Origin of the sequence: Planococcus ruber, from assembly GCF_022819085.1 — a bacterium.
Lineage (GTDB): Bacteria > Bacillota > Bacilli > Bacillales_A > Planococcaceae > Planococcus > Planococcus ruber.
On the sequence record NZ_JALHAG010000001.1, the window covers coordinates 145,395 to 164,342 of the forward strand.

Genomic DNA, 18,948 nt, shown 5'->3' on the forward strand with positions numbered 1-18,948 from the left:
CCTGGAAATCATAACGGGAAAAACGGAAAAGAGTAGAAGCTCAGCTTCTGCTCTTTTTGTTCGGATAAGAAAAGTAATTTATTTTCCCCTTTCTTTTTTAACATTCTTTTCATAGAATAAGGAAAGAAGATAAGGCCGAAGGGAATTAAAATCTATGAATAAAACGCTTCAAAAAATAAAGTCTTTGACGCCTGCACAGGTAATCGTTTCGTATTATTTCGTAGCGATTGCCTTTTCCTTTTTGCTGCTCAGCTTGCCGAATGTGCATGTGCCCGGGATTAAAATCAGTTGGATTGATACATTATTCACAGCTGTAAGTGCAGTTAGCGTAACCGGATTAACGGTCATCAATATTTCGGAAACCTATTCGATTTTTGGCATTGCGGTATTGCTGTTCATCCTGCAATTAGGCGGAATCGGCATCATGTCCATTGGAACGTTTTTCTGGCTATTGGTGGGGAAACGAATCGGGCTTAGAGAACGCCAATTGATCATGGTAGACCACAATCAATTCAATATGTCCGGAGCGGTCAAGCTGATCCGCGAAATCATTAAAATCCTTCTGCTGATCGAAGCAGTTGGAGCCGTAATTTTTACGTTGTATTTCACCCAGTATTTTGATGGATTCGACGAGGCTCTGCTTCACGGAATTTTTGCTTCCGTCAGTGCCACAACCAACGGCGGATTCGATATTACTGGCCAGTCGATGACTCCTTACTTCAATGATTATTTTGTGCAGATCATTAATATGATCCTGATCATCTTAGGGGCAATCGGATTCCCGGTATTGATCGAGCTGAAAGAATTTTTATCCCATAAAAACAAGAAATTCCGCTTTTCTTTGTTCACTAAAATTACGACTGCGACGTTCGGAGCCTTACTCGTGATCGGGACCCTTGTCTTGTTGGCTTTCGAATCGTTTAAAGCTTTCAAAGCCTACTCTTGGCATGAAACTCTTTTTGCTGCGATGTTCCATTCCGTTTCTTCCCGCTCTGGCGGAATGACAACGATGGATATTACACAATTTAGTGAAGCGACCAATCTGTTCATGAGTGCCTTGATGTTTATTGGGGCATCGCCAAGTTCAGCCGGCGGCGGTATTCGGACAACGACTTTTGCCATTGCGATACTGTTCCTGATCAATTTTGCGCGAGGAAAGAACACGATTCAAATCTTTAAGAGAGAAATTCAACTGATCGATGTATTTCGCTCCTATGCCGTGATTATTCTGGCAGGATTCATGGTTTTGGTAGCTACCATGGCGTTGATCTTAACAGAACCAGAAGCCAGCCTGATTGAAATTGTTTTTGAGATCACTTCAGCGTTTGGGACTTGCGGTATGTCGCTTGGCATTACCGAAGACTTGTCAGGTCCCGGTAAATTCATCATCATGGCCCTGATGTTTATCGGACGTGTCGGTTTGATATCGTTCCTCTTCACGATAGGTGGAAAGACGGATCCAACAAAGTTCCATTATCCTAAAGAGCGCGTGATCATCGGGTAATGATTTGCTGCCTTTAAATACAGAAAAGCCACAAAAAGACTATAAACCGTGCCTTTTTTCGATTTAACCATTATAATTGGTATAATAGATTTTTAATCGGAGATGAGTGAAAAGAATGAATGAAGATATCAAGCAATCGTTGAAATTATTTATCGTGATGTCGCGAGCCCATAAAGCGATTTCGGAACAGACCAATCAATTTTTCCAAGCAAATGGCGTGAACCCAACCGAGTTTGCGGTGTTGGAGCTTCTTTATCATAAAGGCAAACAGCCATTGCAGAAAATTGGCGGAAAGATTCTGTTAGCGAGCGGGTCCATCACGTATGTAATTGATAAGCTGGAAAAAAGAGGCTATATTACGCGCGTCAATTGCCCGTCAGACCGCCGCGTCACTTATGCGGAAATCTCTGAAGCCGGAAATGAATTTATGAGCCGGATTTTCCCGGAACATGAAAAACATCTTCACGAGCTGACAAATGCCTTGTCGAGCGAAGAAAAAGAGCAGGCGATTGAATTGATGAAGAAACTTGGATTGTCCATCAAGGATTTGTCTTATTAATAAAAGCGGAGCTTTTTACAGCTTTGAGTCTAAACCCATATTTGGCACCAAAAAAAGCAGCCTGCAAGGGCTGCTTTTTTGCTGTTTAGTTGGTTGAGTCGATGGTTTGGCCCATTTTTATAAAGTCAGGCGTTGCATCAACCGCAGTTTTATCGAAAATTGTCAGGCGGACAATGAGGTCCTCTTTTTCAAAGACGACGCCTGTCACTTTTCCTTCTTTGCCCGGAATTTCATAAACCGAGGAGTTGATGAAATCGTCTCCTTGAAGTGTTGCACCTTCAGTTAATTCGCCTTCGCTGCTTGAAGCTTGGACGGTTTGTTTCATAATGTCTTCCGCATAAGCAAAGTCGATATCATCAGGGGAAAAAGTTTCAACACGCATGAAGACGGAAGAATCGGAAGTAAGGAAAAGAGAATCTTTTCCAGGCTCTTCAGAAGTCAGCTCGTAAGCTGGCAATACCGTCATTTCGTATGCCTGTTCAGGGCTTTGGATAACGGTGCCTTCTGCTTCCGGCTCTTCGGCTGCTTCATCCGTTTCGGCCGCTTCTTCTGTATCGCTGTCAGCGTCAGAAGGAGCTTCTGTTTCTTCAGAATTTGCTTCGTCCGTTTCTTCAGAATTTGCTTCGTCCGTTTCTTCAACGGCTTCTGAATCCTCAGCAGCCTCTTCTGCCGGCGTTTCTTCAGCGGTTTCGTTGTCTACCACTTCTTCCGTTGCCTTGTCCGGAGATGAGCCGGTATTTTCATCAGCGGTTTCTTCCGACCCGCATGCAGCCAAGAAACCGCCGATTGCTAGAATAGATGCCGCAAATAATAAATTCTTTTTCATAAAAAATTCCTCCCTTTACTCTAGTTGACGCATCAGCCTGCCAATATGTTTCATTTTAGGCAGCCAATGGCGCTATAAGAAACAATAATACTATCATAACGAGATGAGTGATGATAAGCAAAGGCATGCTGCGCTTCCATTCGTATAAGCCGCCAAGAACAAGGCCGGCAGCGAAGCCTGCAAGGGCGCCAAGCCAGAAACCGCTGATGCCGATCGCTAGCGCGAATAGGGCACTTGAAAGGAAGATCGTCCATTTCCCGAATACGTATTTCTTCAGCTCCTGCTGGACAAATCCTCTCCAGAAAATTTCTTCTCCCGGCACGATTAGAAACATCAGCAGCAAATAATGCCAAATTGAGGTAGGGGCATACGTGTTGAGAAACGATTGCACGGATCTTTCCACTGGCAGCGGAGACCAGTGCATCAGTTGAAATCCGCCTGCGATCAAGCCATAGATTAAACTGCCGAATACTATGCCATAGATCAAAGACTTCCATGTCGGCATTTCATCCAATATTTTTGTATAGAGCATCGCGATAGACATCAAGACCAAAATGGAAAAAGTGTACATATACCAAAAAATGGCAGTATCCCGAAAAGCCAAGTCATATAAAAACAGGGCTACCGGGATAAATAAAATCAATTTATGGTTCTTAAAAAAAGTGAACATGAAAAAATCCTCCTAAAAATGAAAAGCCGTCTTTAAAAATCCAGAACGGCTTGGCTGAGACTGTGTAAGTTATGTTAATGTTGTATACTGTTAAATAAGACCAATTTTTTAAAACGATTCGATCCAAAGGATAGAGCTGCCTATATTACACATGAAAGCTTAAGATATCCAATAATTATTATAACAGACGACAACCCATCATTTGGGGGCGAAAGGAGAATATTCTATGACCAATTATGAAGAAATGCTCGAGCAGCTAAAAAATGGCGAATTGGAATCCATCACCATTGAAAAAGAAAACTTTTTGGAATTCCGCAAAATATTAATTGAACGGCCGGATTTTAAGCATTTTCGCGGGGTAGCTTATCATCACGGCATCACGGTTTATACTTATACAGAAGAACCATCGAAATAAGCAGCTTTACATACAAGGGGGAGCACTATGGGGACAGTGAGAGAAGTTAAAAATCATTTGAACGGCTTGATTGTCGGCAGAGAGAAAGAAATCGATTTTATGTTGATTGCGCTGATCCAGGAAGGGCATGTCCTGCTGGAAAGTGTGCCGGGTTCGGGGAAAACCTGGATGGCGAAAGCATTCGCTGGATCGTTTACCGGCGGCTTTCGGCGTTTGCAGTTTACTCCGGACGTCTTGCCATCCGACGTGACAGGCATCCGTTTCTTTAATCCGAAGATCCAGGAATTCCAATTGCGGCCGGGAGCCGTTTTGACAAATCTTTTATTGGCAGATGAAATTAACCGGGCGACTCCAAGAACCCAATCGAGTCTGCTGGAAGCTATGGAAGAAAAGCAGGCTACAATTGATGGAGAGACGCTGCAGCTGCCCAACCCTTTCATTGTGATCGCTACCCAAAATCCGGTAGAGTCGCAGCAAGGCACATTCCCGTTGCCTGCCGCTCAATTGGACCGTTTTCTCTTTCGGCTGGAGATCGGCTATCCGACCTTAGAGGAAGAAATGAAAATCATCCGAAACTTCCGGGACAATGCCTCCCATAAGAAAGCGATCCAGGCAGTAGCCTCGATTGAAGACGTGCATCGCTGGTCAGAGGAAGCGAAAAAAGTGAAAATCCACGAAGATGTTGAAAAATACATCCTTAACCTGGTCCGCGCTACACGCGAGCATCCAATGATCGAACTGGGCTTGAGCTCGCGTGCAGCGTTGGCTCTTGTCCATGCGGCCCAAGGAAAAGCTTTTATCGATGGCCGGAATTATGTCACGCCTGACGATGTGAAATATGTGCTTGAGCCAGTCGCTTTGCACCGTCTGCTCCTTTCAGCAGAAGGCATGCTGGTTTTAAAGCCGGCTGATGTGCTTCAGGAAATTTCAGAATCCATTCCTTTGCCTGTTGAGGCGATCTGACATGATGTGGACCCGTCATGACGATCATGCCAAAAACACAAAATGGATTTTCGGCTTCTTGCTGATGTTTTTATTTCTGTCATTGGTTTTTCTGCAATTCACTGCTGCTGCCGTTATTGCCTTTATCGCTGCGATTGTGGGTCTTCAATGGCTGTATTTTACAAAAGTCGGCACTGGGCTGGAATTTAAAAACGACAAGACGCGGAAGCGGGTGCTGAACGGAAGTGAAACTTCCTGGGATTTGGTGTTTGCGAATAAAGGATTGCCGATTTGGGGCGGCAACTTGAAAATCTGGTTTTCTGACGCTGTTCAGCCCAAGAGCGATGGGTTGGTGAATTACGGGGAGCTCGTCGAAATGGATTTGCCTTTAACGGTGGGGCACAATGAGACAGTTGTGTTAAACGTGCCTTTGATCGCAAAGCAGCGCGGTTTAGCACGCTTGAAAAAGATGGAGCTCAGCGTCCCGCATCCCTTCGGCGAAGGAAATATTGTACTGGAATACAAACTGATGATTTTGCAGGAGCAGCTCGTCTACCCAAAACTCGGAAAGAATCGCTTCCATTATGCGCCTTCCCATCAACGGCCTGGCCAATTCAATTTAAAGCATTCGCTGTTTGAAGATCCGTTCCAGCCGATCGGCACAAGAGACTACGTGCCGTCGGATCAATTCAATCAAATCCATTGGAAAGCCAGTGCGAGAATGCAGACTTATCAAACGAGAATCGTTGAACGTGTGGCGAATGAGTCGATCTTGTTTGTCATGAATGTCGCTTCCCATTATGCAACCATCACCAATTTAGAAGAGCGAATAGAAGAAGTGGCTTCCTATATAGAACATTGCTATAGAGAAGGCATTCCGTATTCGTTAGCGATTAATATCCGTTCCGCCGGAAAAACACCGTATCTGTATCTGGCTTCCGGCGAAGGGCAGACGCAGCGCCAAAAAGCGTTGGATGTTCTTTCATTGATCTCGAAGAACCATTCCACCATGCCGTTCCGTTCGATGCTGGCGCATTTGGATATCCATACAGAGCTCCCATTCACGACCTATTTTCTGTTGGAAGATCCGACAGATGCAATGGAGTTTGCTTCAAGATGGAGCAAGAGGACAGACTTGAAAATGCTGAATGGCGCGAAAGGGAGTGAAAGTGCATGATGAACGCACGTTTCCTTTCAGCCGGCAACTATATGCTCGATGCATTCGCCATTTCGCTCCTCCTTGTTTTTCTAAGAAATGAAGCGGACTTGCCGCTCGCTTTCATTTGGCTCATTTTGAGCTTTGCAGCTGCCGTTCTCAGTTTTATCTTTTTTGCTAAAAGGCCTTATGGAGTCGGAATCATCGCCGCACTATCGATGGCCTTAATTCCGATCGCTGTTTTGCTGGGCGCATCCGGGTGGATGGCCGTTTTCATGGGCCTCTTAACTCTTTACCGGCTGCATGCCCGATTCTCCATTTATGATGATGGAACAAATTCAGATGGAAAATTTCTGCTTGTTTTCGTTCTCCTCTTTTCAGCGAGCCTGGTTGTCGACTTGTTCGGCCCATTAGCAAATTCTTCAACGACCATTTTCGCCATCGTTGCAGGTGCTCTTGTGTTTTACGTGCTGTTCCGCATGGCTTATCGCTATTTGGCAGCGAGAACGCAAGGGGCAAAACTAGTTCAGGCAGTCGGTACTGTGTTGGCGGTACTTGGGCTGTCTGGGGGATCCTCTTTGCTCGTTTGGCTTTTGGGGGATGAGGTACGGCAAGGGGCGGCGTTGGCTCTTGCCGGAGTCCTTCGTGTCATTCTATGGCCGTTTGCGGGACTTATGGAAAAACTGACCGACTACCTGTCCGGTTTGTCTACCGAATCCGAAATGAAAGCGACTTTAGAAAAGTTAGGGCCGGAGGAAAGCGAAGAACAGGCGCAGGAAATGATCGCGTCCGGCAGTTTTGATTTTCCGTCTGAAATCTTTTTGGCTGTAGGGGGTGCAGCGGCGATTATTGCGTTGATCTTTTGGCTAAAGAAAGTGACTGTGGAAAAAGGAAGCGAAAAACCCGAAAACGAAGTGACGGTCGAACGTTTTGAAACTATTCCTGAAACCGTAGAAACTGAATCGAAAAGCCAAGTGGTTTATGGTGAAGTGGATCTTCAAGCAGTCCGAGAAGCGTTCCGTACTTTTGCGAAGGAAGCTGCAGCAGCAGGCAAAGGACGGGAAGAGTTTGAAACGGTCAAAGAGTGGGCAAACCGCATGGCGTGGCCGGTTTCTGAAGAGTTTCTCGAAACCTATGATTTGGTCCGCTATGGCGAAGGCTCGATATCCGAAAAAGATGCCTGGCCGTTTATAAATGAAATCCAAAAATTGAAAGAAAATTTTTTTGAAAAAGATGTTTAAAAGGAGTTAGCAGCGGGCATAGTACACTTGAACACAGCAACATTCTCATTTCCCCCTTTTGTGGTCGGTCCGGTATACGGGTCGGCTTCTTTTTTTGCCTTTTTTTAGGCAGGCTTGCCATTTTGAAATTTATGCTGAAAGGGAAAGCGTGCAAACTAAGAAATAGGGATGAATGATCAGAAGATTTTTGCTAAACTGAATATACAACTTGAAGGAGATGTTACATATGGAAATAGGCTTTATCGGAACCGGAGTCATGGGAAAAAGTTTGGTCGAGCATTTACTCGGAGCGGGGCATCAAGTATCGATCTATACGCGCACCGCTAAAAAAGCGGAAGAACTGGTGGAGAAAGGCGCAATTTTGGTGGAGTCGCCGAAACAAGTGGCAGAACGGTCAGAGGTCGTATTTACAATGGTCGGCTACCCAGCGGATGTTGAGGAAGTGTATTTCGGTGAAAATGGGCTGCTCGAGAACGCAAGAGCAGGGAGTACGCTTGTGGATATGACCACTTCGAAACCGAATCTTGCGAAGCGCATTTTCGAAGAAGCGAAAGCAAAAGGCATCGAAGCTTTGGACGCGCCGGTATCAGGCGGTGACATTGGAGCGCAGAATGCGGTTCTTTCGATTATGGTCGGAGGGGATGAGGCGGTTTTTAGAAAATCGCTACCGCTGCTGCAATTATTTGGTGAGAATATTGTCTATCAAGGGCCTGCAGGCGCTGGCCAGCATACGAAGATGTGCAACCAGATCAATATTGCAACGAATATGATCGGTGTCTGTGAATCATTGATTTATGCCAAAAAAGCAGGCCTTGATCCTGAAACCGTTTTGCGGTCGATTTCATCGGGAGCAGCAGGTTCCTGGTCCCTATCCAATTTGGCTCCTCGAATGATTGCCGAAGATTTTGCGCCGGGCTTCTATATTAAGCATTTTATAAAAGACATGAAAATTGCGGCAGAAGAAGCGGAAGGGATGGGCTTAGACCTGCCGGGGCTGCGCCTTTCTCTGGGGATGTATGAAGAGCTGGCCGGTCAAGGCTTTGAAGAAAACGGCACGCAGGCTTTGATCCACTACTATAAAGAATCCTAAAAACGGTAAAAAAATAAAACACCGAAAGCCGTTAAGGCTTTCGGTGTGTAAATCAATCGAAATAGGATTTTTTCGGCGTATAGAATCGATCCAGCTGCCGGGGTTGGTAGGATTTCGTGAATGGCTTTTTCGGTTCTTCTTTTTTCTTCGGCGTCAGGCCGGTCAATTCACTCAATAATTCTTTCGCCATCTTTAAGTTCATGCGGCTAGGCGGATTGCGGTAAGATTCATCGAGCTGGCCCAAATGTTCAAGATTTTCAAAGTCTTCTTTTTTCGGAAGCATGTGGAAATAATAATCTCCGCATTTTACGAGGACTGAAGATTGCTGTTGACTTTTCCGGGGGTTTTTGCTGAAGTGAAGCCCGATCTTTTGGGCACGTTCTTGAAGAATCATCATGGAAAGTGCTTCTTTTTTCAATGCATACAGATATTGATTGTCCGGCGCGGTTTTCGCGTGCCTGTTCACCGTGAAAATGGCTTGGGCGATATCAGAATCTGTTTTCTTTATGGACATGGACTCATTCCTTTCTTTGGCAATTCTTTTACAGTGCAATACAGATTCATCATATCAAAAATCGGTACGGGTGTATACCGACGCAAAGAGTGAATTTACAAAAATCAATTTCTTTGCGAGTCAGTAAGATGGGGAAACTAATGAAAAGGGGAAATGGATCATGCTAACGGGAAAAACGATCATCGTAACAGGCGGTTCAAGCGGAATGGGGCTGCATATGGCACAAAAATTTGCAGCAGAAGGCGCCAATGTTGTCATTACAGGACGCGATATGGAAAAACTGAATGAAGCGGTTAAAACGATTGCTGCACAGAAGGGGTCGGTGGAAGCTTTTCAAATGGATGTCCGGGAACCGGAGCATGCGAAGGCGATGGTGAAATTCACGCATGAAACGTTCGGCAGCATTGACGGCCTGGTCAATAACGCCGCCGGAAATTTCATTGTCCACGCTGAAAAGCTGACGCCGAATGGCTGGCGGTCCGTCATAGATATTGTGCTGAACGGGACATTCTTCTGTTCGCATGCGGTCGGCAATTATTGGATCGAGAACGGCATCAAAGGAAACATCATCAATATGCTGGCAACGTATGCCTGGAATGCAGGCGCTGGCGTGGCCCATTCCGCTGCAGCAAAAGCCGGCGTCATGTCGTTGACCCGGACGCTGGCTGTAGAGTGGGGAACGCAGTTCGGCATTCGGGTAAACGGCATTGCCCCTGGCCCGATTGAACGTACAGGCGGAGCGGACAAATTATGGGAATCCGAAAAAGCGGCGAAGCGGACATTGGAGTCGATTCCGATCGGCCGTCTGGGCAAACCGGAAGAAGTGGCAGAACTGGCGGCTTTCATGATGTCAGACAAAGCATCTTATATGAACGGCGAAATTGTTACGTTGGACGGCGGTCAATGGTTAAATAAATTTCCATTTTAATACGGAAAGCGAAAGAACAAAATAGAATAGTTCGACTAAAGATGTTATGATGAAATCTAAGAAAATAGTGTGACTCGTTTAGGATGCAAAAGGAGAAGAGTACATGATTTCATTACCTAGCAGAGATTTTTTAGATACACCAATTGAAGAATTTATCATTTCATCGGAAAAAGTCGCACATGTGCAGCTTGGCAATAGCGCCGAACATGCATTGCTTGTCTTAACAAAAACAGGCTACTCCGCTATTCCTGTATTGGATCCTAAATACCGTTTTTGCGGTTTGATCAATGCCCAGCGGATTACGGATGCGATTTTAGGCTTGGAACACATTGAATATGAACGTTTGCCCGATATAAAAGTCGACGAAATTATGCAGACAGATTTGCCGCTGATCAATATCACGGAACGTTTTCAACGCGCTTTGGATTTGTTGATTGACCAAAACTTTCTATGTGTAGTGGATGCTGAAGGCATGTTTATGGGGATTCTTACGCGCCGCGTTATCTTAAAGCAATTAAAAAAGCAGATCTATCAATTAAGAAAATAATGTTGAAGTGTTAAGAAGGTCTCATTTTGAGGCCTTTTTTCTGTCAATTGAAGGAAGGGTCATAGAAATGAAAAAAACAAATAGGCCATTGGTGCTTGCGGCCGTCATGCTTGCCATGTTTATCGGGGCAGTAGAGGCAACCATCGTTTCAACCGCTATGCCGAGCATTTCCGCCGATTTGGGCGGTTTTGCAAAATACAGCTGGGTCTTTTCTTCTTATTTGCTCATGAGTACCGTTACTGTCCTGTTATACGGGAAATTATCGGATATATTCGGGCGAAAGCCGATTTTTGCCATCGGCGTTCTGCTTTTCCTGTTCGGTTCTTTGCTCTGCGGATTAGCTGATTCAATGGAAGTGCTGATATTTTATCGTTTTATCCAAGGAATTGGTGCGGGTGCCGTTTTGCCGATTGCTACCACGATTGTCGGCGATATCTATCCGGCGGAAGAGCGGGCGAAAATCCAAGGGTATCTATCAAGTGTCTGGGGCATTTCGGCTGTTACGGGTCCCGCGATCGGCGGAGTTCTCGTAGCAACCATCGGATGGGAATATGTCTTCTGGGTGAATATTCCTTTAGGCATCCTGGCTTTGCTTGGCGTCATGCTGTTTTTGGTAGAGCCGGCTAAAAAGTCGAAGCCTTCAATCGACTATATGGGGGCGTTTCTTTTAACGGTTTCCTTGACGGCCTTTTTATATTGGCTTGTAGAAGGCGGCGTCGGATTTCCATGGGTGTCGGTTCAGTCCGCAGCCCTTTGCGGCGGGGCATTGATCGCCTTTGCTTTCTTCATTCTTGTTGAGCGAAAAGCAGCGGATCCGATGATGCCGTTCGATATTTGGCGGAACCGCTCCATTTTATATGCGAATCTTGTTTCGCTCTTTACCGGCATAATTTTAATAGCGGTATCGAGTTATCTGCCTACATATGTCACAGGAGTGATGGAGCAGTCGGCGACAGTGGCTGGATTCACTTTGACTGCGATGTCGATTGGCTGGCCGATTGCCTCATTCTTTTCAGGAAGGCTGCTGATCAAGTTCGGCTATTTTAAAACTTCATTGGCTGGGGGTGTCTTTCTCGTCATTGGCACACTTCTCTTTGTCTTCATGGAACCGGGATTTGGCCCGTTATGGGCGGCAATGTCGAGTTTCTTTGTAGGTGTCGGGATGGGGCTGACAAGCACTTCGTTTATCGTTTCCATCCAAGCAGCCGTTTCATACGAGCAGCGCGGGTCGGCAACAGCTTCCAATGTATTCATGCGGAATTTGGGAAGTACCATCGGAGTAGCTTTGCTTGGAAGCCTGTTGAATTCATCTCTTTTGAAGTATTTCAAGGAGCATAACCTGGATTTGAATTTAAATTCAGTGAACGAATTGCTGACTCAAAAAGGAAGGGAAATGATACCCGCCGAATCTATGGTTTATTTGCAGGAAGCTCTCGGCGGTGCGCTGCATAATGTCTATGCCGTGACGGCTCTATTTGCCGGCATCAGTTTCCTGCTGATCTTCGGCTTGCCAAGAAAGAAAGGAGTAGGCGCTGATGTCGAATGAAGAATTGATCCTGAAAATTTTAGCGGAAGAAGGGAATATGCGAAAAGCGGCGGAACGGTTGTTTCTCTCACAGCCGGCGCTTTCCCAAAGGCTTCAGACGATCGAAAAAGATTGGGGTGAGCAACTGTTCATCCGCTCGCAAAAAGGGCTGACCCCGACGCCTGCGGGCGAGCTGGTCATTGAATATGCGAATGAAATGATTCAGCGCAAAGAAGAAGTTTTTGAAATTCTTCACACCTTGACGTCAAAAGTCCACGGGACTTTAAAAATCGCTTGTGCCACGATCATCGGACAAAATTGGCTGCCGAAAGTCTTAAAAGATTTCGTGACGCTCTATCCGGAGGCGAAAATACAGCTAATCACCGGATGGAGCTCAGAAATTGTCCGTGCGCTTTATGAAGGCGAAGCCCATATCGGGATTGTGCGAGGGCATACGGACTGGAAAGGGCCGAAAATCCATTTGTTCAAAGATACGCTGTATTTGGTTGATAAGGAGATCCAGTCGCTTGATGAAGTTGTAAAAACGGAAAGGCCGTTTATCCAATTTAAAAGCGATTCGAATTACTATGAAGAAATCCAGCAATGGTGGCAAAAGCATTTCTCATCCAATCCCAAACGCCAAATTACAGTTGACCAGATTGAAACGTGCAAGCAGATGGCCGTCAACGGCATCGGCTATGCAATTTTGCCGTCGATTACCTTAAGCGGGACAGAAGGCGTCCATATGATGCCGCTTTCGAGCAGTGCAGAAGAGTTGGAATTGACAAGGGATACGTGGCTGATCGGCTATGATGCTGCATTTCAACTTCGCCAAGTTGAGGCATTTGTCGATATAGTCAAAAAACATGCCGCTTTATTAAGCTAAAGTAATGAATTTAATCGCTATGTCCGTTATAATTACAGCATAACTTATGGAAAGAGGTAGAATAATGGAACAAATGAATGCAGAACAAATTATTTCGTACATACAGAACGCAAAAAAATCAACACCTGTGAAAGTTTACATAAAAGGCCAGAACGTAGCGGCCTTGGATTTTGGAAAAGAAGCTAAAGTGTTTGGCGAAGGCAATAACGCAGTTGTTTTCGGTGAATGGGCTGACGTCCAGAAAGCGCTAGAAGAGCACGCGGCAGTTATTGAAGATTCAGTAGTTGAAAATGACCGCAGAAATTCAGCGATTCCGTTAGTGGATATGAAAAACATCAACAGCCGTATCGAACCAGGTGCCTTTATCCGTGAGAATGTTGAAATCGGCAATAATTGCATCATCATGATGGGTGCTGTGATCAATATTGGTGCAGTCATCGGCGATGGCACAATGATTGACATGGGCGTTATCCTTGGCGGCCGTGCAACGGTAGGGAAGAATTGCCATATTGGCGCGGGGGCAGTACTAGCGGGCGTTATTGAGCCGGCATCTGCAACACCGGTAATTGTGGAAGATAATGTCATGATCGGCGCAAACGCTGTGGTACTCGAAGGCGTTCGCATCGGAAAAGGCGCAGTTGTCGCAGCAGGCGCAATCGTTATTGAAGATGTTCCTGAAAATGCAGTGGTTGGCGGCACGCCGGCGCGCGTTTTAAAATTGATGGATGAAAAAACACGGGCGAAAACGGAAATCAAACACGAACTTCGCCAGTTGTAATCGGGGAACACAGATGGATTTAGTGAAAATCAGAAGAGAACTGCATCAAATTCCGGAAATCGGTTTTCAGGAAGTGAAGACGCAATCGTATTTAAAGGATATTCTATCGGCTTTTCCACAGGAGCGCCTGGAAATCATCCAATGGAAAACCGGACTGGCTGTTAAAGTCCGGGGCTTGAATCCAACAAAGCTTATTGGTTGGCGCACCGATATTGACGGCCTTCCGATACAAGAAGAAACAGGCCATGATTTTCAATCCACTCATCCTGGATTTATGCATGCCTGCGGACACGATATCCATATGGCCAATGCCATCGGGCTTCTTGAGAGGCTGATAGAAGATCCGATTGCTGATGATGCCGTGATTTTATTTCAACCGGCAGAAGAAGGGCCGGGGGGTGCCTTGCCTTTCCGGGAATGGCTAAAAAACGAACAGCCTTCGTTTTTGCCGGACCAAATTTATGCTTTGCATATTGCTCCTGAGTTGCCGGTTGGAACGGTCGCGACAAAACCCGGACTGTTATTTGCGAATACCTCTGAATTGTTTATCGACCTTCATGGGAAAGGCGGACATGCGGCGTTTCCCCATTTAACGGAAGACATGGCCGTTGCGGGAGCCGCGCTGCTGATGCAGCTGCAGACGATTGTCAGCCGCAACGTGAACCCGATGGATTCAGCAGTCCTGACGGTCGGGAAGTTCACTGCAGGAACGGTCCAAAATATCATCGCTGAAAAAGCACGGCTTGAAGGAACCATCCGTACCTTGAATCTGCCGTCGATGCTGAAAGTGAAACAGCGGATAGAAGCGATGTGCCGGGCAATTGAAGAAGGCTATCAATGCAAAATATCGATTGACTACGGTTCAAGTTATTTGGAAGTGAACAATAACGAAGAATTGGCCAAAGCATTCTTAAGATTCGCTGAAAATTATACTGGCATTTTGGCAAAAAGAAGCGAGGCGGCTATGACCGGCGAAGACTTTGGTTATTTTACAGAGGAATTGCCAGGTGTCATGTTTTGGGCTGGAGTAGATTCGGAGTTTGGGCTGCATCATTCCAGATTGAATCCAAACGAATCGGTGCTGGAAATATTGCCGAAGTTTATCCATCAATTTTTCAAGCAACTTTAAAAGTGGCCGGCGTGCAGCTGGCCGCTTTTTTTCTATGCAGATGGAACTAAATCCGTTCAACAGCGTACTACTTAATAGAGAGAATAATAGGGGGGGGTTCATATGTTCAAGCGATGGCTGGCAATCAGTGCCAGCGCAATCATTCTACTCATTTTTGTCCTGCCACAAACTGCTTTGGCGGCTGCAAATATTTCCGTCGATGCAGAAGCGGGATTTGCCAATAAGGTGAAGTATGAAAGCGGAGTGCCTATCCAATTTACATTAGTTAACAATGGCGATAATTTTTCAGGAGATTTAGTTTTAGGGTACAGCGAAACTTACAGTCTGGGTGCTGGGATTTCCGTGCCGGTTGAACTGGCCGAAGGAGAAACCAAAACGATCCAAGTGGCAGTGCCGGGATTATCCGATATGATGTCGATGGGAAATGCCTCTCGCAGCATTTTCTTGTATGAAGGCAGTTGGGAAGATGGAAAACAAATCGAAGTTAAAGGGGATAAAAATCTGACTCCCTCTTTCTACTCGCCTTCTTCCCTGTTTCTTGCCACATTGACGGAAAACTCGGACCGGCTTTTGCAGTTGAGTAAAGTAGCGCCGACGGGCAGCGAGTCGACCCAAGTGTTTCATTTAAATCAAATGAATCGATTTGCGTTGCCGACAGAAGCGATGGCGTGGGAAACCATTGATCATTTGCTGATTGATGAATTTTCATTCAGTGATCTGCCAGAAGCAAATCGCAATGCGATTATGCAGTGGGTCCGACAGGGAGGCAGTCTAGTTGTCGGTTCAACTGAAAATATTCAAGCGGCGATGGGTGAACTCTCAGAAGATTTGCCATTGAGCCTTGGAGAGCCGGTTCAATTGGCGGTTCCTGGACTTGAAAAAGAGCTTCCTGCTTTCCAAGCTTCATTGAATGAAGGGGCAGAAGCTTTATTGACCCAAGGTTCTGCTGTCTTGGCAGCCAAGAAGCAAATGGGGGCAGGTTCCATTACGCAAACTGCTTTTTCGCTTGGAGACAGCCAAGTGAGTTCGCAGCAAGGGTATGCGGAAATGATGGAAGGCTTATTGCCGATATCCATCAGCAACCAACAATTTAACCAAGGCCAATCGACATTGGAATACATGTCGTATGAAGTTGGCAATGTGAATGAACTGTTCGAAAGCTTTGCGGTTTCCAAATTTTGGACAGTTGCCATCGTGTTTTTCTACATCGTATTAATTATCCCGGTGCTGTATATTCTTTTGAAGAAACGCGATAAACGTGAACTTGCATGGGTGATTATTCCGGCAATTGCTGTAATTACGTCAATCGGCTTGTTTGCGGTAGGAGCGAAAGACCGCATCGCCAATCCGCAAATCCAACAGACCGGCTTCTTTAAAGTCGACACGGACGGCGGATTAAATGGCTATTACATGAATACCCTCTTGTCAAATAAAGGAGGGAATTATCAATTTACGGCTCCTTCTTCGACTTCTATGACGAGCTTGTTGAATAACCAGTTTTCAGAAGCGTCGCCGCAAGACGGTGCGATTTTGGAGCGTCAAGCTTCAGGCAACCAATTGACGATGCGGAATATGCGCTATTGGTCAGTGGGATCGATTCTAGGCCAATCGTATATAGAGAATACCGGAGATTTTGATGTTCAGCTGAAAGTGGAGAACAAACAATTGACAGGAACGGTCAAAAATAACTTCCCATTTGCGCTCGAAGACGTTTCCATTTGGACAGGAACCCGAATCATGTCTTTAGGCAATTTAAATCCGGGAGAAGAATTGGCGGTAAATGCAAAAGTCCAATCGGATATTTTGGCCTCCATTTCGCCGATTTCCACAAATTACGCATATCAGCAGATCCAAGACAAAGAGGAATTGGAAACTGCCAGAAAGCAAACGATTTTATCCGCCTCATATAACCAAATGCAGGCAGATGACAGTTCGCCTTATGTGATTGCCTATACGAAAGATGCAATTGTTCCGGTCTCGCTTAAAGATCAGCGGGCATCCGTTTCTGCGATGAATTTGGTTGCGCAGCCTTTCAGCCCGGAAACGACTTTGACTGGAGAACTTGATTTGCCGGCTGAAGCATTGACTTTAAAAGTGGCAGCTGCAAATCCGTCGACTTATTTTGAAAATGTTGCTCCTGACCCTTATCTGTATTATTTGGATGGCGGCCAGATTGAAATGACTTATCAGACGCCGAAAGCATTGCAGCTCGATAAAACAGAGTGGCAGACACTGGAAATTTCGAGAGGCAATACAAAAGGCGAAGTGGCCATTCGCAATCTTTCTACAGGGGAACTTGAAAAAATAGAAGAAAACCAGTCCGCCCTGACAAAAAACTTAACCGACTATATTTCAAAAGAAGGGGTAGTGAATTTTGTTGTCGATGCCAATACTGACGGCAATGCGCCTGAAATCACGCTGCCTAAAATCAAGTTGAAAGGGGTGGTTGCTCCGTGATTGAAATCGTCGGATTAACAAAGAAATACGGTTCATTTTATGGGCTGCAGGATTTAAATTTAACGATCGAAGAAGGCACAGTCTTTGGATTTGTAGGGGCAAACGGAGCTGGCAAGTCCACTACGTTTTCCATCTTGGCAACTTTGCTTCAGCCGACTGCCGGCGACGCTTTTATCGATGGGATGAGCGTTACCAAAAATGCGCATGAAGTGCGAAAACAAATTGGTTATATGCCGGATTTCTTCGGCGTCTACGATCAGTTAAAAGCAAATGAGTATTTGGACTTCTACGGGGCAAGCTACGGATTAACGCCGAAAGAGCGTGAAGCCCTTATACCTAAGCTGTTGGAACTCGTCAATTTAGAGCATAAACGATATGATTACGTTGACCTGCTGTCCCGTGGAATGAAACAGCGGCTATGCCTGGCCCGGTCCTTGATCCACGATCCGAAAATCCTTATTTTGGATGAACCGGCTTCTGGGCTTGATCCAAGAGCCCGCGTCGAAATGCGGGATATTTTAAAGGAATTGAAATCTATGGGCAAAACCATCCTGATTTCATCCCACATCTTGCCGGAACTTGCCGAAATGTGCGACAGCATTGGCGTGATTGACGCTGGAAAATTGATCGCCCAAGGTTCCGTGCATGAAATCCAAGCGCATCTGCAAAGCGAAAAGGTATTGAAAGTAAAACTGGCCGGGCCGGCAAAAGAAGCGATGGCTTTCTTTGAAAATGACCCGCTTGTTTCAAAATTAGTTGAAAAACCGGAAAAGCAGTCCATCGAATTTTTATACCGGGGAACCGAAGAAGACCAAATCCGCTTGCTGCGGCAAGCCATGGAACGCTCGCTCCCGATTTTGTCATTTGCCGAAGAAGAGACAGATCTGGAAGATGTCTTCATGGCCATTATGAAAGGAGTGGAAGTTAAATGAAAACACTCATCGCAAATCCTGTACTCATAAAAGAAGTGAAATTGCGTTTCCGCAGCATGAAGAGCTTCACCGGCATTCTCTTCTATTTAATGGCGATGAGCATATTTGTTTTCGGCTTCATCTTTTTGACGACTTCATTGACCGGCAGCGGATTTTTCCGTCCGGATGAAAGTTTTCTTTTATTCAGCATGATGACTTATATCCAGCTCGGATTGATTCTTTTCATCACCCCCGGCTTAACAGCAGGGACAATCAGCACCGAAAGAGAAAAGCAGACCTTGAATATTTTATTGACAACGGCGCAAACATCTTTTCAAATCATTTTTGGGAAAATGACTTCATCGATCGCGTTCCTGCTGTTGATGATCGTATCCGGACTGCCTATCTATAGTTTGGTATTCTTGTACGGCGGCGTTGATCCGCTCCAGATTGTCGTCATCTTTCTTTTCTATTTTCTGACGCTGCTGGCCATCGGAAGCATTGGCGTCATGTATTCGACCATTATCCGAAAGACAATCGTCTCGATGATCGTCACGTACGGAACCATGATTTTTTTATCAGTCGTGACAGCATTTTTTCTGCTGCTGTCCATTCAAATTTCAACGCTTGGAACCGGCACACCGACATTTTCGCCATTTTCCTATTTATGGGCAAGCATCAATCCGGCCATCGTGATGCTCACGCTATTGCAGCCGGGATTTGCCCAGGAAATCCAGACGATGACAGCAATCGAACTGCCGCTATGGGTCGGCTATTTGGTATTTTACAGTTTGCTGACAGCCGGCGCGCTATGGCTAGCCGTTAAACGTTTGCGCGTAAATATGAATAAATACAAATAAGGAGGGATAT

General features: G+C 45.6%; 19 protein-coding genes. 16 read left to right on the forward strand and 3 right to left on the reverse strand.

Annotated elements, in window-relative coordinates; all coding sequences use genetic code 11:
- Positions 1-154: 154 nt before the first annotated feature.
- Together MTR82_RS00685 and MTR82_RS00690 are read left to right on the forward strand one after the other, a co-directional pair.
- Entirely contained in the window at positions 155-1,504 is a 1,350-nt protein-coding gene (locus tag MTR82_RS00685; protein WP_246807385.1) for a TrkH family potassium uptake protein, read from the forward strand.
- A gap of 115 nt (positions 1,505-1,619) precedes the next feature.
- On the forward strand, positions 1,620-2,063 hold the full coding sequence (locus tag MTR82_RS00690; RefSeq protein ID WP_052651010.1) for a MarR family winged helix-turn-helix transcriptional regulator: 444 nt from the start codon (positions 1,620-1,622) through the stop codon (positions 2,061-2,063).
- A gap of 85 nt (positions 2,064-2,148) precedes the next feature.
- Here MTR82_RS00690 and MTR82_RS00695 read toward each other — a convergent pair whose 3' ends face one another.
- Positions 2,149-2,889 carry a hypothetical protein gene (locus MTR82_RS00695; RefSeq protein WP_246807386.1) on the reverse strand — a complete coding sequence of 247 codons (741 nt, stop codon included), beginning with the start codon at positions 2,887-2,889 and terminating at the stop codon, positions 2,149-2,151.
- A gap of 55 nt (positions 2,890-2,944) precedes the next feature.
- A complete protein-coding gene (locus MTR82_RS00700) occupies positions 2,945-3,559 on the reverse strand; it encodes a CPBP family intramembrane glutamic endopeptidase (protein WP_246807387.1) in 615 nt (204 codons plus the stop codon).
- A 226-nt stretch (positions 3,560-3,785) separates the two neighbouring features.
- Between MTR82_RS00700 and MTR82_RS00705 the strand changes: the two genes are divergently transcribed.
- From MTR82_RS00705 to MTR82_RS00725, 5 genes are all read left to right on the forward strand, one after another.
- Positions 3,786-3,974: a hypothetical protein gene (locus MTR82_RS00705; protein ID WP_052651013.1), complete on the forward strand. Its 189-nt coding sequence runs from the start codon at positions 3,786-3,788 to the stop codon at positions 3,972-3,974.
- Positions 3,975-4,001: 27 nt separating this feature from the next.
- Positions 4,002-4,937, forward strand: a complete 936-nt coding sequence (locus MTR82_RS00710) for an AAA family ATPase (RefSeq protein WP_246807388.1) — start codon at positions 4,002-4,004, stop codon at positions 4,935-4,937.
- Position 4,938: 1 nt separating this feature from the next.
- A complete protein-coding gene (locus MTR82_RS00715; RefSeq protein ID WP_246807389.1) occupies positions 4,939-6,093 on the forward strand; it encodes a DUF58 domain-containing protein in 1,155 nt (384 codons plus the stop codon).
- On the forward strand, positions 6,090-7,313 hold the full coding sequence (locus MTR82_RS00720) for a hypothetical protein (protein WP_246807390.1): 1,224 nt from the start codon (positions 6,090-6,092) through the stop codon (positions 7,311-7,313). The genes MTR82_RS00715 and MTR82_RS00720 overlap by 4 nt, the downstream gene beginning before the upstream one ends.
- Positions 7,314-7,539: 226 nt before the next feature.
- Positions 7,540-8,403, forward strand: coding sequence for an NAD(P)-dependent oxidoreductase (locus tag MTR82_RS00725; protein WP_246807391.1), 864 nt, complete (start codon positions 7,540-7,542; stop codon positions 8,401-8,403).
- A 52-nt stretch (positions 8,404-8,455) separates the two neighbouring features.
- On the opposite strand, the gene MTR82_RS00730 is transcribed toward MTR82_RS00725, so the two are convergent.
- Positions 8,456-8,917, reverse strand: coding sequence for a YkyB family protein (locus MTR82_RS00730; protein WP_052651018.1), 462 nt, complete (start codon positions 8,915-8,917; stop codon positions 8,456-8,458).
- 160 nt (positions 8,918-9,077) lie between these two features.
- Between MTR82_RS00730 and fadH the strand changes: the two genes are divergently transcribed.
- The 9 genes from fadH to MTR82_RS00775 all read left to right on the forward strand — a co-directional run bounded on the left by fadH (position 9,078) and on the right by MTR82_RS00775 (position 18,938).
- Positions 9,078-9,845 (forward strand): 2,4-dienoyl-CoA reductase, encoded by a 768-nt coding sequence (gene fadH / locus MTR82_RS00735; protein WP_052651019.1) that lies wholly within the window; start codon positions 9,078-9,080, stop codon positions 9,843-9,845.
- A gap of 103 nt (positions 9,846-9,948) precedes the next feature.
- Positions 9,949-10,392 carry a cyclic-di-AMP-binding protein CbpB gene (cbpB, locus tag MTR82_RS00740; RefSeq protein ID WP_052651020.1) on the forward strand — a complete coding sequence of 148 codons (444 nt, stop codon included), beginning with the start codon at positions 9,949-9,951 and terminating at the stop codon, positions 10,390-10,392.
- Between the two features lie 67 nt (positions 10,393-10,459).
- Positions 10,460-11,938: an MDR family MFS transporter gene (locus tag MTR82_RS00745; RefSeq protein WP_052651021.1), complete on the forward strand. Its 1,479-nt coding sequence runs from the start codon at positions 10,460-10,462 to the stop codon at positions 11,936-11,938.
- A complete protein-coding gene (locus MTR82_RS00750) occupies positions 11,928-12,803 on the forward strand; it encodes a LysR family transcriptional regulator (protein ID WP_052651022.1) in 876 nt (291 codons plus the stop codon). The genes MTR82_RS00745 and MTR82_RS00750 overlap by 11 nt, the downstream gene beginning before the upstream one ends.
- 64 nt (positions 12,804-12,867) lie before the next feature.
- Positions 12,868-13,581 carry a 2,3,4,5-tetrahydropyridine-2,6-dicarboxylate N-acetyltransferase gene (gene dapD, locus MTR82_RS00755; protein WP_052651023.1) on the forward strand — a complete coding sequence of 238 codons (714 nt, stop codon included), beginning with the start codon at positions 12,868-12,870 and terminating at the stop codon, positions 13,579-13,581.
- Positions 13,582-13,594: 13 nt separating this feature from the next.
- Positions 13,595-14,710 carry an N-acetyldiaminopimelate deacetylase gene (locus MTR82_RS00760; RefSeq protein WP_246807392.1) on the forward strand — a complete coding sequence of 372 codons (1,116 nt, stop codon included), beginning with the start codon at positions 13,595-13,597 and terminating at the stop codon, positions 14,708-14,710.
- Positions 14,711-14,812: 102 nt separating this feature from the next.
- Positions 14,813-17,167, forward strand: coding sequence for a nitroreductase family protein (locus tag MTR82_RS00765; protein WP_052651025.1), 2,355 nt, complete (start codon positions 14,813-14,815; stop codon positions 17,165-17,167).
- Positions 17,164-18,099, forward strand: a complete 936-nt coding sequence (locus MTR82_RS00770; protein WP_246807393.1) for an ABC transporter ATP-binding protein — start codon at positions 17,164-17,166, stop codon at positions 18,097-18,099. The genes MTR82_RS00765 and MTR82_RS00770 overlap by 4 nt, the downstream gene beginning before the upstream one ends.
- Complete coding sequence (locus MTR82_RS00775; protein WP_246807394.1) at positions 18,096-18,938, forward strand: ABC transporter permease; 843 nt, start codon at positions 18,096-18,098, stop codon at positions 18,936-18,938. The genes MTR82_RS00770 and MTR82_RS00775 overlap by 4 nt, the downstream gene beginning before the upstream one ends.
- The last annotated feature ends 10 nt before the right edge of the window (positions 18,939-18,948 follow it).